Source organism: Bacillus siamensis (assembly GCF_051628075.1).
Classification (GTDB): domain Bacteria; phylum Bacillota; class Bacilli; order Bacillales; family Bacillaceae; genus Bacillus; species Bacillus siamensis.
On the sequence record NZ_CP155579.1, the window covers coordinates 150679 to 162500 of the forward strand.

15 protein-coding genes and 1 rRNA gene (1 of these 16 running past the window's edge) are annotated in these 11822 nt (G+C 45.9%); 13 read left to right on the forward strand and 3 right to left on the reverse strand.

Features of this window, described 5'->3' with window-relative positions; translation table 11 throughout:
• Positions 1 to 21 precede the first annotated feature (21 nt).
• From rplQ to ABDB98_RS00910, 8 genes are all read left to right on the forward strand, one after another.
• On the forward strand, positions 22 to 384 hold the full coding sequence (gene rplQ, locus ABDB98_RS00875; RefSeq protein WP_003156550.1) for a 50S ribosomal protein L17: 363 nt from the start codon (positions 22 to 24) through the stop codon (positions 382 to 384).
• A 131-nt stretch (positions 385 to 515) separates the two neighbouring features.
• Positions 516 to 1361, forward strand: a complete 846-nt coding sequence (locus ABDB98_RS00880) for an energy-coupling factor ABC transporter ATP-binding protein (RefSeq protein WP_438421086.1) — start codon at positions 516 to 518, stop codon at positions 1359 to 1361.
• Positions 1337 to 2206: an energy-coupling factor ABC transporter ATP-binding protein gene (locus ABDB98_RS00885; RefSeq protein WP_438421087.1), complete on the forward strand. Its 870-nt coding sequence runs from the start codon at positions 1337 to 1339 to the stop codon at positions 2204 to 2206. The genes ABDB98_RS00880 and ABDB98_RS00885 overlap by 25 nt, the downstream gene beginning before the upstream one ends.
• Positions 2203 to 3000 (forward strand): energy-coupling factor transporter transmembrane component T family protein, encoded by a 798-nt coding sequence (locus ABDB98_RS00890; protein WP_438421088.1) that lies wholly within the window; start codon positions 2203 to 2205, stop codon positions 2998 to 3000. Before ABDB98_RS00885 ends, ABDB98_RS00890 begins: the two co-directional genes overlap by 4 nt.
• A 12-nt stretch (positions 3001 to 3012) precedes the next feature.
• A complete protein-coding gene (gene truA, locus ABDB98_RS00895; protein ID WP_060963740.1) occupies positions 3013 to 3756 on the forward strand; it encodes a tRNA pseudouridine(38-40) synthase TruA in 744 nt (247 codons plus the stop codon).
• A gap of 159 nt (positions 3757 to 3915) precedes the next feature.
• Positions 3916 to 4353: a 50S ribosomal protein L13 gene (gene rplM / locus ABDB98_RS00900; RefSeq protein ID WP_003156556.1), complete on the forward strand. Its 438-nt coding sequence runs from the start codon at positions 3916 to 3918 to the stop codon at positions 4351 to 4353.
• A 20-nt stretch (positions 4354 to 4373) separates the two neighbouring features.
• On the forward strand, positions 4374 to 4766 hold the full coding sequence (gene rpsI, locus ABDB98_RS00905; RefSeq protein WP_438421089.1) for a 30S ribosomal protein S9: 393 nt from the start codon (positions 4374 to 4376) through the stop codon (positions 4764 to 4766).
• 139 nt (positions 4767 to 4905) lie between these two features.
• Positions 4906 to 5673, forward strand: coding sequence for a class I SAM-dependent methyltransferase (locus tag ABDB98_RS00910; RefSeq protein ID WP_438421090.1), 768 nt, complete (start codon positions 4906 to 4908; stop codon positions 5671 to 5673).
• A 41-nt stretch (positions 5674 to 5714) separates the two neighbouring features.
• Here ABDB98_RS00910 and ABDB98_RS00915 read toward each other — a convergent pair whose 3' ends face one another.
• Positions 5715 to 6161: a DinB family protein gene (locus ABDB98_RS00915; RefSeq protein ID WP_438421091.1), complete on the reverse strand. Its 447-nt coding sequence runs from the start codon at positions 6159 to 6161 to the stop codon at positions 5715 to 5717.
• A 131-nt stretch (positions 6162 to 6292) separates the two neighbouring features.
• On the opposite strand from ABDB98_RS00915, the gene ABDB98_RS00920 reads away from it, so the two are divergent.
• From ABDB98_RS00920 to ABDB98_RS00930, 3 genes are all read left to right on the forward strand, one after another.
• Positions 6293 to 6736 carry a DUF2521 family protein gene (locus ABDB98_RS00920; protein WP_029575198.1) on the forward strand — a complete coding sequence of 148 codons (444 nt, stop codon included), beginning with the start codon at positions 6293 to 6295 and terminating at the stop codon, positions 6734 to 6736.
• A 60-nt stretch (positions 6737 to 6796) separates the two neighbouring features.
• The gene (gene cwlD, locus ABDB98_RS00925; RefSeq protein WP_438421092.1) at positions 6797 to 7510 is read left to right on the forward strand and encodes an N-acetylmuramoyl-L-alanine amidase CwlD; all 714 of its coding nucleotides are present in this window, start codon (positions 6797 to 6799) and stop codon (positions 7508 to 7510) included.
• A gap of 79 nt (positions 7511 to 7589) precedes the next feature.
• On the forward strand, positions 7590 to 8642 hold the full coding sequence (locus ABDB98_RS00930; RefSeq protein ID WP_438421093.1) for an Mrp/NBP35 family ATP-binding protein: 1053 nt from the start codon (positions 7590 to 7592) through the stop codon (positions 8640 to 8642).
• Between the two features lie 35 nt (positions 8643 to 8677).
• Here ABDB98_RS00930 and gerD read toward each other — a convergent pair whose 3' ends face one another.
• Complete coding sequence (gene gerD / locus ABDB98_RS00935) at positions 8678 to 9232, reverse strand: spore germination lipoprotein GerD (RefSeq protein ID WP_016935887.1); 555 nt, start codon at positions 9230 to 9232, stop codon at positions 8678 to 8680.
• 107 nt (positions 9233 to 9339) lie between these two features.
• Between gerD and kbaA the strand changes: the two genes are divergently transcribed.
• Positions 9340 to 9936 (forward strand): KinB-signaling pathway activation protein, encoded by a 597-nt coding sequence (gene kbaA, locus ABDB98_RS00940; RefSeq protein ID WP_007410420.1) that lies wholly within the window; start codon positions 9340 to 9342, stop codon positions 9934 to 9936.
• A gap of 1 nt (position 9937) precedes the next feature.
• On the opposite strand, the gene pdaB is transcribed toward kbaA, so the two are convergent.
• The gene (gene pdaB / locus ABDB98_RS00945; RefSeq protein ID WP_016935885.1) at positions 9938 to 10702 is read right to left on the reverse strand and encodes a polysaccharide deacetylase family sporulation protein PdaB; all 765 of its coding nucleotides are present in this window, start codon (positions 10700 to 10702) and stop codon (positions 9938 to 9940) included.
• Positions 10703 to 11044: 342 nt separating this feature from the next.
• Between pdaB and ABDB98_RS00950 the strand changes: the two genes are divergently transcribed.
• Positions 11045 to 11822: ribosomal RNA gene (locus tag ABDB98_RS00950) — 16S ribosomal RNA — on the forward strand; it runs 772 nt beyond the window's last position.

Here is an 11822-nt window from a genome sequence, read left to right on the forward strand (position 1 = left end):
CATTAAAGGAGGGGACATCACATGTCATACAGAAAACTAGGACGTACGAGTTCACAGCGTAAAGCTATGCTTCGTGATCTTACAACAGATTTGATCATCAACGAAAGAATTGAAACAACTGAAACACGTGCGAAAGAACTTCGCTCTGTTGTTGAAAAGATGATCACTCTTGGTAAGCGCGGTGACTTGCATGCTCGTCGTCAAGCTGCTGCATACATTCGCAACGAGGTTGCAAATGAAGAAAATAACCAAGATGCACTTCAAAAATTATTCTCTGACATTGCAACTCGTTACGAGGAGCGCCAAGGCGGATACACACGTATTATGAAGCTTGGTCCTCGCCGTGGTGACGGTGCACCAATGGCAATCATCGAATTGGTTTAATCACATATTTTTGTGTATCTAAAGAAGGGCGGGACAGTTTCTAACTGGATCTATGCCCTTTTTTTAGATACCAGAACTTTTTATTATGAGACAGAAAAGCAGAGCTATAGCTGAGAGGAGGCCAGGCACCCGTGGATCAAAAACAGCTTATAACCGTAAAAGACATCTTATTTCGATACCGCAAAGATGCAGAAAGACCGGCGCTGGACGGTGTGAGTCTGGAGGTATACGAAGGAGAATGGCTTGCTATCGTAGGCCACAACGGTTCAGGGAAGTCGACTTTGGCCAGAGCGCTGAACGGACTGATTTTGCCTGAGGCCGGAGATATTGAAGTCGGCGGCATCAAACTGACTGAAGATACCGTGTGGGATGTACGAAAAAAAATAGGGATGGTCTTTCAGAATCCCGATAACCAATTTGTCGGAACAACGGTTCGCGATGATGTGGCTTTTGGTTTAGAAAACAATGGTGTTCCGCGCGAAGAAATGATCGAGAGAGTAGATTGGGCTGTCAAACAAGTCAATATGCAGGATTTTCTTGATCAAGAGCCGCACCATCTCTCCGGAGGTCAAAAACAAAGAGTGGCGATCGCAGGGATTATTGCTGCTCGTCCTGATATTATGATTTTGGATGAAGCGACATCCATGCTTGACCCGATCGGGAGAGAAGAAGTCCTTGATACTGTCAGACGCTTAAAAGATCAGGGCATGGCCACCGTCATTTCGATTACACATGACCTGGAAGAAGCCGCAAGGGCGGACAGAATCATTGTAATGAACGGCGGCAGGAAGTATGCAGAAGGCCCGCCTGAAGAGATTTTTAAATTAAATGAAGACTTGGTTCGCATCGGTCTTGATTTGCCTTTCTCATTCCAGCTCAGCCTGCTTTTGAAAGAAAGCGGACTGGCGTTAACGAAAAACCATCTGACTCAGGAAGGGCTGGTGAATGAGCTGTGGACATTAAAATCAAAGATGTAGAACATCGCTATCAAATGAAGACACCGTTTGAACGGCTTGCTCTGTATGATATCAATGCCGTGATAAAAGAGGGCAGCTATGTGGCCGTCATCGGGCATACAGGGTCGGGCAAATCGACGCTCTTACAGCATTTAAACGGTTTGCTGAGACCTACTAAAGGGCAGCTGGAACTCGGCAGCACGATTTTGGCAGCCGGTAAAAAGAATAAAAAACTTAAGACTTTGCGGAAAAAAGTCGGAATCGTTTTCCAATTTCCCGAACATCAGCTGTTTGAGGAGACTGTGCTGAAGGACATCTCATTCGGACCGATGAATTTCGGTGTGAAAAAAGAAGACGCTGAACGAAAGGCGAAAGAGATGCTGGAGCTTGTGGGCCTCCCGGAAGACATTTTGGATCGTTCGCCGTTTGAGCTCAGCGGCGGTCAGATGCGCAGAGTGGCGATTGCGGGCGTTCTCGCGATGGAGCCGGAAGTGCTGGTTTTGGATGAACCGACGGCCGGCCTTGATCCGAGAGGGCGCCAGGACATTATGGACATGTTCTATGCGCTTCATAAGCGTGGGAACCTGACTACTGTTCTCGTCACCCACAGTATGGAGGATGCCGCCCGCTATGCCGACGAGATGATCGTCATGCATAAAGGAACCATTAAAGCGACGGGAAGTCCGCGCGACTTGTTTGCAAAAGGTGAAGAGATGGCCGAAATGGGTCTGGATCTTCCTGAATCGGTGAAGTTTCAGAGACGGCTTGAGACGGCTCTCGGCGTCAAGTATGAGAAACCCATGCTGACCCTGCAGGATGCCGCCAGCGAAATTAAGGCTTTCTTTCAGGAGGAAAAGGACCAATGATGGACAGCATGATTATCGGAAAGTATGTTCCCGGTTCATCGCTTATTCACCGGTTGGACCCGCGAACAAAACTTGTCAGCATCTTTCTTTTTGTATGTATCGTCTTTTTGGCAAACAACGTGCAGACGTACGCTTTGCTCGGTTTATTTACATTTGGGGTGATCGCCTTAACGCGAGTGCCTTTCAGCTTTTTACTGAAGGGGCTTAAGCCGATTATCTGGATTGTGGCGTTTACGTTTTTACTGCACATCTTCATGACGCATGAAGGGTCTGTCATTTTTCAGCTTGGCTGGTTTAAAGTATATGAGGGCGGACTTGTACAGGGGATTTTTATCTCTCTCCGTTTCGTCTATCTCATCTTTATGACGACGCTGCTGACGCTGACGACAACGCCGATTGAAATAACGGATGGAATGGAGCAGCTCTTGAATCCATTTAAAAAGGTGAAGCTGCCCGTACACGAACTCGCGTTAATGATGTCGATATCGTTGCGCTTTATCCCGACGCTGATGGAAGAGACAGATAAAATCATGAAGGCGCAAATGGCGAGGGGGGCGGATTTTACAAGCGGTCCGGTGAAAGACAGAATCAAAGCTGTTGTTCCGCTGCTTGTTCCGCTGTTTGTCAGCGCCTTTAAACGCGCGGAAGAGCTCGCGGTCGCCATGGAGGCGAGAGGCTACCACGGCGGTGAGGGGAGAACGAAATACAGAAAGCTTGTCTGGACCGGCAAGGATACCGGAGCTATTCTGCTCATCATCGTATTAGCCGTATTATTGTTTTTCTTAAGAAGTTAGAGGTGCTGCTGAATGAGAATGAAATGTACCATTGCTTATGACGGGCATTTGTTTAACGGATATCAGGTTCAGCCTGGAAAACGGACCGTTCAAAGTGAATTGGAAAAGGCGCTCGCCGTCATCCACAAAACGGACGGCAGGGTGCCTGTCATCTCATCGGGCCGCACTGACAGCGATGTTCATGCTGCCGGGCAGGTCATTCATTTTGATACGCCGCTGTCCATTCCGGCTGAAAAATGGCCGTTTGCGCTCAATGCCCTGCTGCCTGATGATATTGCCGTCAAAACAGCAGAGATTGCGGATGATGGGTTCCATGCACGATTTAGCGCAGTCCAAAAGGAATATCGCTACTTTGTATATACGGAGAAACACCCGGACGTATTTAAACGACATTACGCTTACCATTTTGCATATCAGCTTAATGTGCAGAAAATGAGGGAAGCTTCAAGGCACCTCATCGGGACACATGATTTCACAAGTTTTTGCGCGGCTGATACCGCGGTTCAGGATAAAGTCAGAACAGTTTACGAACTGGATTGGACTGAGACCGGAGACGGCCTGCAAATGCGGATCACCGGAAACGGATTTCTGTATAATATGGTCAGAATCATTGCCGGAACGTTATTGGACACAGGAACTGGAAAATTTTCTCCTGATGATGTAAAAGCAATGCTGGAAGTGAAGGATCGCGAAGCCGCGGGGCGCACCGCACCGGGGCACGGGCTGTATTTATGGCGCGTTTGCTATGACAACTAAACCAGGTGTAACATTTTCTTGACAGAGTCTGCATAAAGTTATAAGATATCATATGGTATGTATTTCAACCCCACGATAAGCCCCGGAACTTATTGTGTTGTGAAATAGAACGTAACAGAAGTTTATTGAAAATGACAGATCATTTAGGAGGGAAATTCAATGCGTACAACACCTATGGCTAACGCAAGTACTATTGAACGCAAGTGGTTAGTTGTTGATGCTGCTGGCAAGACTCTAGGACGTCTTTCTACAGAAGTTGCATCTATCCTTCGCGGAAAACACAAACCAACTTATACACCGCACGTTGATACAGGAGATCATGTGATCATCATCAACGCTGAAAAAATCGAGTTAACTGGTAAAAAGTTAACTGATAAAATCTACTACCGTCACACAATGCACCCAGGCGGTCTGAAATCAAGAACTGCTCTTGAAATGCGTACAAACTACCCTGAGAAAATGCTTGAGCTTGCTATCAAAGGCATGCTTCCAAAAGGTTCTCTAGGTCGTCAAATGTTCAAAAAATTGAACGTATACCGTGGTTCTGAGCATCCACATGAAGCACAAAAACCTGAAGTTTACGAACTTCGCGGTTAATTAAAAAGGAGGTTACCAATTTGGCACAGGTTCAATATTACGGTACTGGCCGTCGTAAAAGTTCTGTAGCGCGTGTGCGCTTAGTTCCAGGAGAAGGTCGTATCGTCGTTAATAATCGTGAAATCAGCGAGCACATTCCATCTCCAGCTCTAATCGAAGATATCAAACAACCATTAACTTTAACTGAAACAGCTGGTACTTATGATGTTTTAGTAAACGTACATGGAGGCGGCTTATCTGGTCAAGCTGGAGCAATCCGTCACGGTATCGCTCGTGCGTTGCTTGAAGCAGATCCAGAATACCGTGCAACACTTAAACGTGCTGGTCTTCTGACTCGTGACTCTCGTATGAAAGAACGTAAAAAATACGGTCTTAAAGGCGCTCGTCGTGCACCTCAGTTCTCAAAACGTTAATCGTTTTGGATTGCAAAAACCACAACTTCTTGGTTGTGGTTTTTTTTGTATTTTTTTCTCATATCGAAGAGGTTATCCAATGTTTTTCTAGAATTGTTTTGTTATACTCTATTCATTACCAATAAGGAGCGCAGTTATAATGAATCAGTTAGCCATACATAACAGCAAGGCATGGGATAAAAAAGTTGAAACGGGCAATGAATGGACGGTAGCGGTTGATTCCCATACAGTTGGTGAAGCGAAAAAAGGCAATTGGAGCATCAGAATGACCCCCGGGAAAGACGTGCCGGAGGATTGGTTCCCATCCATAGACGGTTTGAAGGTTCTTTGTCTCGCTTCAGGAGGGGGACAGCAAGGCCCGATGCTGGCTGCTGCAGGAGCTGATGTCACCGTCTTTGACAATTCGGAAAAGCAGCTTGCGCAAGACAGAATGGTTGCCGAACGGGATAACCTTACACTTCGGACTGTTAAAGGCAGCATGAATGATCTGAGCTGTTTTGATGATGAGTCATTTGATTTTATCGTGCATCCGGTATCGAATTGCTTTGTTGATTCAGTTCTTCCGGTATGGAAAGAAGCCTATCGCGTATTAAAAAAGGGCGGATCGTTAGTCTCCGGTTTTGTAAATCCCGTCGTGTTCTTATTTGATATGGATTTAGAGCAGGAGGGCGTCCTAAAAGTAAAGTATTCCATTCCGTTTTCGGATGAAAAAGATCTGAGCAAGAAAAAAGTACAGGAACTCATGGAGAATCATGAAGCATTTGAATTCGGCCATACGTTAGAGGATCAAATTAAAGGCCAGATTGACGCAGGCTTCATGGTTGCGGGCTTTTATGAGGACAAGGGCGGCCTCGTTCTGGATGAATACATTAATACATACTCCGTAACAAGAAGCATCAAAATATAAAAACAGCATCCCGTCATAGGTGCTGTTTTTTTTGCGGCTTTTTACTGCGGGCGGCTGATCACATTAGCTGAAACCGGTTCTATTCCAATTTCTCTGGCCCAAACCGACAGTTGTCCCATATGGTGAATCTCATGCGCAAGGATGTGGCGGAGAATATCATCTTTATGAAAGGTTTGGTCCATCCAGCCAGGCTTAACAAGGTCCGTTCCTTTGCCGGAGACCGCTTGAATGACATCCTCCCGATACTGTTCAGAGAGCTTCCTGAGACCCTGTATGCTGACATCATCAGACTCAGCGGGCAAAACATCAGCTTTACCTAAAATGGCACGAGCCCAGCTGATTTCGACATCAATGATATGAAATAAAGTCCGCAAGATGCTCTCCATTCCGCCCGTCCGGGATTTCGTCAGTTCCTCTCGACTCAGCTTTTCACATATCGCAAACCACTCATCACGCACCGTCCAATTGTATTGAAACAGCTTTTTCATAACGTCACCTCTGCTCTTTATTCTCCCAGTTAACATGAAACCCCTTCATTTGGGAGGATTTCCACTATCAACAAAGCATGCTTTTTCCTTATTCCTTTCAAAATAACAGTAAAAAGGAGAGTGAAATGGCAATGGCAGAGGTTTTATCTTTTTCAGACGTGAAACGGCAGAAGGATTATGAGCTTGAGAAAAACTTACTCAAGGAGCTGTCACTGACGCAAATCATTCAATCCGTAAAAGCGTGTCTTACCCCCTTGTTTCCCTTTTTTCAGGACGAAAACGGGATTCTCAGTGAAGGATGCATAGATTTTGCAATCGAAGCGTATTTATTAGGCGGCCGGTTCGGCGTCTTTGGCTATTATGGCGAGTCCTTGCAGAGGGCAAACGCGCGTTCGGCTGAAGAAGAGGAAGAACTGACGGTCGATTTTTTTGAATATCTTTGTAATTGGACACATGAGCAATATTCTTCCGTAGAACAAAAAGAAATCTATGAAGCGTCCTGCCGGTTTATCAACAGCTGGTGGACGGAAGGATTCCTGCAAAGAGAAAAACAATGTAAGCTCCGCATGAGGTAATCATAATTTCTTCCCTTGTCCCATACTTATTAATAACGGGGACAAGCGGGAGGGAAAAGTATGAGAAAAAAACTGAAATGGCTCGGTTTTTTACTTGGCTTTATCATATTATTGTGTTTATTCCGGTATCAATTTCATAATGATGATTCCTGGCGGCCGTGGAGCCTGCCGCTGAGCGGGAAAATCATCTATCTCGATCCGGGACACGGCGGACCGGACGGCGGCGCCACGGGAGGCAGTCATCTTGAAAAAGATATTACTCTTGAGGTGGCCTCCAGGGTGAGAGACTATTTACAGGAGCAAGGGGCTTTGGTCATCATGACGCGGGAGACGGATACCGACTTAGCGCCTGAAGGGACAAAAGGCTACAGCAGACGCAAAGCGGAAGACCTTAGAAAGCGTGTGGAACTCATCAACCGTTCAGAGGCGGAGCTTTATATCAGCATTCATCTGAACGCCATACCGTCACCGAGATGGAGCGGCGCCCAAAGTTTTTACTATGGAAAATACGAAGAGAATGAAAAAGTGGCAAAGTATATACAAGATGAACTGAGAATTAACCTGGAGAATACGACGAGAAAGGCGAAACGGATACACGGCATATACTTAATGCAGAATGTAACCAAACCGGGCGCGCTGGTGGAGATCGGATTTTTATCCAATCCGGCAGAAGCGAAAAGGCTCGGCCAGCCAAAATATCAGGATATCATCGCTTCTTCCGTGTATAAGGGCGTATTGAGATACTTCACAGAGAAAGGAGACCCTCCAGAGTAAGGAGGGTTTTTCGCCGATTCTATAATTAATATATGGTATAATATCACTTGTAAACGAATACACAAAGGGTGAGGGTTCGATGATAAGAGAAGATGAAGTTAGAAATATAATCGGAAAAATGCGCGAACCTTTTCTTCATAGACCGCTGGGAGAATTGGATGCCGTTAAGGAAGTAAAGATCAAGCCGGAAAAACGGCATGTCAGTGTGAAAATTGCATTGGCAAAAACGGGGACGGCTGAGCAAATGAGCATTCAGCAAGAAATGGTATCTGTTCTGAAAGAAGCAGGAGCGGAAACTGTCGGTCTTCGGTTTGAAGAGCTGCCGGAAGAGACATTGGCGAAATTCAGCCAGCCGGCGTCTGAAAGTGAAACCTTACTGAATAGGAAATATCCGCCGGTCTTTCTGGCAGTGGCAAGCGGAAAAGGCGGGGTCGGCAAATCAACGGTTTCCGTCAATCTGGCCATTTCTCTTGCTCGGCTCGGCAAAAAAGTCGGCCTGATCGATGCGGATATATACGGATTCAGCGTGCCTGACATGATGGGTATTACAGTTCGTCCGACAGTAGAAGGAGAAAAACTGCTTCCTGTCGAAAGATTTGGAGTAAAGGTCATGTCTATGGGCTTTTTCGTCGAAGAAAACGCTCCGGTTGTTTGGAGAGGGCCTATGCTCGGTAAGATGCTGAACAACTTCTTCCATGAGGTTGACTGGGGAGAGGTTGACTATATCGTTCTCGATCTGCCGCCGGGCACGGGGGATGTTGCGCTCGATGTACACACGATGCTTCCGAGCTGCAAAGAGATTATCGTATCAACGCCGCATCCTACGGCTGCATTTGTAGCGGCGCGAGCGGGTTCTATGGCGATTAAGACAGATCATGAAGTTGTAGGGGTCATTGAAAATATGGCTTACTATGAAAGTGCAAAAACCGGCGAGAAAGAATATGTGTTCGGCCAAGGCGGAGGGGATAAGCTTGCAGAGGAATTGCAGGTGCCGCTGCTCGGCAGAATTCCTTTAAAACAGCCTGATTGGGACAAAGACCAGTTTGCGCCTTCTGTTTATGACAGAAGCCATCCGATCGGAGAAATTTATATGGGGATTGCCCAAAAAGTTATTGAAAAAACAGCTGAATAAAAAAGGGGCCGGGATCAATACGGCCCGGCCTTTTATTAGCTTTCTTTTTCAGAGCTTGAAGCCGCTTTTTTCAGTTCATCCTCAAATTGCTTTTTAAAAAGCGGGCTGGAAAGTGTCTCTGTAATCACATCTTCTAAGTAACTGCGGAATTTTTGGCTTTTCACCAGCTCGTAGTATTTTTTATCCATGCCGGGGTCCTGCATGATCTGCATAAAACTTTTCTGATAATCAGGGTCTTTCATCAGTTTTTTTATGATTTTTTCGTGCTCGGGCTGAAGTGTCTTTGCAAAGCTCTCGGCGAACTTTGAGTCTTCAAAGATGGTTTTCCAGAACTCCGCCCCTTTTTTAGAGGTGAGGGTTTTCTCTATTGTGCCTTTAATGGCATTCTGATCAATCACCAATGCCTCATTCATCGCATCGTCATTTAATATTTCCTTAATTGCTTTTTTTCCATCATCTGTTTTTAATATATCGACAACCATTTTTTTAGTCTGGTCATAATCCATATCCGCTGCTTGGTCTTTTGGAGCGCAAGCTGTTACAGATAATACAACAAAACAGCTTATCAATAGCGTTTTGGCTTTTGACATGCGTAAGCTCCTTCCTTACTTGTTCTTACTTTTAATATGATTCACCGGAATGGATTTATACATAACAAAATATCGCTGAACGCGATTGTCAGGGGGATGAATAAGAGATGAAAAGCCGCGGGCTTGTTCGATTTTTCTTTTCGATTTTAGCTGTGGGCGCTCTTATTACAAGCGTCGTGGGATTTGCACTGAAGTGGGGGGAGTACAAGGGGTTCTTTCTGAATTTTGAGGCCGGTCAGATTTTCTCCGTTCTGATCTGGTTTATCGGAGTAGGCATGATCTTCAGTGTGATCAGTCAAATGGGATTTTTCGTATTTTTGACAGTGCACCGTTTTGCCCTTGAAATCCTCAGATCAAGCTCGCTTTGGAATCTGCTTCAGCTGTTTATCATTCTGTTTGTTGCTTTTGATTTAATGTATGTGAGATTTTTGTTTTTTGGTGAGCGGGATGACTCGATTGCAGGGTTTGTCTGGCTTCCGCTTGCTCTTCTTGCCGTCGGCCTGTTGACGGCATATATAAAACAAAAGCAGTCCTCAAAAAATACGTTCGTTTCATCGTTATTTTTAATGGTTGTTATTACAGCGCTTGAATGGGTTCCTGCGTTAAGGGTGAATAATGAGGACTGGCTTTATTTGATGCTGATTCCGCTGATGGGCTGCAACGCATTTCAGCTGTTAATGCTGCCGAAGTTTGCCCAGAGGTAGCCTATTTCACTTCTGATGACTTGACGTCAGTATTTGCGATCAGATCACCGACAGTCACGTTTTTAAGACCCTTTTGCTTTAAATTGTGAATGATGGCGGGGAGCGCTTCTTCCGTTTGCGTTGCTGAATCAGAGGCGTGCAGCAGAACAATGTCGCCGCCTTTTATATGACTGTTTACATTTTCAATGATCTTATCAGGGCCGGGATTTCTCCAATCCTGTGAGTTAATGCTGTAATGAACCACTGAATAGCGGTACTGCTGTGCAATGGTAAGAACCTTTTTATTAAATTGTCCGGTCGGCGGGCGGAGTAAATGAACATTCTTCACACCCATTTTCTTAAATGCTGTCTGGGCTCTAAGGATATCCTTCTTGATGTCTTGATCCTCTAGACTGGTATAGTTCTTATACGCATAGCCCATGCTTCCGATTTGATGCCCGTCTTTAATCATACGTTCGACTGTGTCCGGGTGCCGTTCTGCCCAAGAAGCTGACAGAAAAAAAGTGGCGTTTTTAATGCCGTTTGCCTTCAGCGCGTTCAGAATCGGAACCGCCTTTTCATCGCCCCAGCTGATATCGAATGTTAATGCCACTTCGTCTGATTTCGTCTCCCCTTTAGAAATCGCTTTTGGACCGTTATCAGTTAAAAATACAGGAAGGGGGACAGCTCTCTGTATATAAAAAAAGCTGGCTGCTGCAAATGCGGCAATAATAATAATGAGCAGCTGTTTTATCCTTTTGATGTGCCACACGTAGAAGTGGTTCACTGATGACGCCTCCTTATCTTGTCCATGCTTGATTACATCGTATGCCGCAGCGGAGATGAATATAACGAATTATAGTTTTAAAAAAAGATGAAAAAAACACTTGCTATATTTAGCGGGTGCATGGTATATTATTAAACGTCGCTGATGAACAGCAGACAACAACAAAAAGCTTCGAAAACGACTTGAAAAAAGTTGTTGACATAAAAGAAGCTGAGTGGTAAGATAATAAAGCTGCTTCAACAAGCGGTAATGATCTTTGAAAACTAAACAAGACAAAACGTACCTGTTAATTCAAAGTTTTAAATAAATCGCACAGTGATGTGCGTAGTCAGTCAAACTACTTTATCGGAGAGTTTGATCCTGGCTCAGGACGAACGCTGGCGGCGTGCCTAATACATGCAAGTCGAGCGGACAGATGGGAGCTTGCTCCCTGATGTTAGCGGCGGACGGGTGAGTAACACGTGGGTAACCTGCCTGTAAGACTGGGATAACTCCGGGAAACCGGGGCTAATACCGGATGGTTGTTTGAACCGCATGGTTCAAACATAAAAGGTGGCTTCGGCTACCACTTACAGATGGACCCGCGGCGCATTAGCTAGTTGGTGAGGTAACGGCTCACCAAGGCGACGATGCGTAGCCGACCTGAGAGGGTGATCGGCCACACTGGGACTGAGACACGGCCCAGACTCCTACGGGAGGCAGCAGTAGGGAATCTTCCGCAATGGACGAAAGTCTGACGGAGCAACGCCGCGTGAGTGATGAAGGTTTTCGGATCGTAAAGCTCTGTTGTTAGGGAAGAACAAGTGCCGTTCAAATAGGGCGGCACCTTGACGGTACCTAACCAGAAAGCCACGGCTAACTACGTGCCAGCAGCCGCGGTAATACGTAGGTGGCAAGCGTTGTCCGGAATTATTGGGCGTAAAGGGCTCGCAGGCGGTTTCTTAAGTCTGATGTGAAAGCCCCCGGCTCAACCGGGGAGGGTCATTGGAAACTGGGGAACTTGAGTGCAGAAGAGGAGAGTGGAATTCCACGTGTAGCGGTGAAATGCGTAGAGATGTGGAGGAACACCAGTGGCGAAGGCGACTCTCTGGTCTGTAACTGACGCTGAGGAGCGAAAGCG

What these genes read in the sequence shown, in the direction of transcription:
- ABDB98_RS00930 (WP_438421093.1), top strand. Translation starts at nt 7,590, where the DNA reads ATGATAAGAGAAGATGAAGTTAGAAATATAATCGGAAAAATGCGCGAA.
- rplQ (WP_003156550.1), top strand. Translation starts at nt 22, where the DNA reads ATGTCATACAGAAAACTAGGACGTACGAGTTCACAGCGTAAAGCTATG.
- kbaA (WP_007410420.1), top strand. Translation starts at nt 9,340, where the DNA reads ATGAAAAGCCGCGGGCTTGTTCGATTTTTCTTTTCGATTTTAGCTGTG.
- ABDB98_RS00910 (WP_438421090.1), top strand. Translation starts at nt 4,906, where the DNA reads ATGAATCAGTTAGCCATACATAACAGCAAGGCATGGGATAAAAAAGTT.
- gerD (WP_016935887.1), bottom strand. Translation starts at nt 9,232, where the DNA reads ATGTCAAAAGCCAAAACGCTATTGATAAGCTGTTTTGTTGTATTATCT.
- ABDB98_RS00890 (WP_438421088.1), top strand. Translation starts at nt 2,203, where the DNA reads ATGATGGACAGCATGATTATCGGAAAGTATGTTCCCGGTTCATCGCTT.
- ABDB98_RS00920 (WP_029575198.1), top strand. Translation starts at nt 6,293, where the DNA reads ATGGCAGAGGTTTTATCTTTTTCAGACGTGAAACGGCAGAAGGATTAT.
- ABDB98_RS00915 (WP_438421091.1), bottom strand. Translation starts at nt 6,161, where the DNA reads ATGAAAAAGCTGTTTCAATACAATTGGACGGTGCGTGATGAGTGGTTT.
- cwlD (WP_438421092.1), top strand. Translation starts at nt 6,797, where the DNA reads ATGAGAAAAAAACTGAAATGGCTCGGTTTTTTACTTGGCTTTATCATA.
- truA (WP_060963740.1), top strand. Translation starts at nt 3,013, where the DNA reads ATGAGAATGAAATGTACCATTGCTTATGACGGGCATTTGTTTAACGGA.
- rplM (WP_003156556.1), top strand. Translation starts at nt 3,916, where the DNA reads ATGCGTACAACACCTATGGCTAACGCAAGTACTATTGAACGCAAGTGG.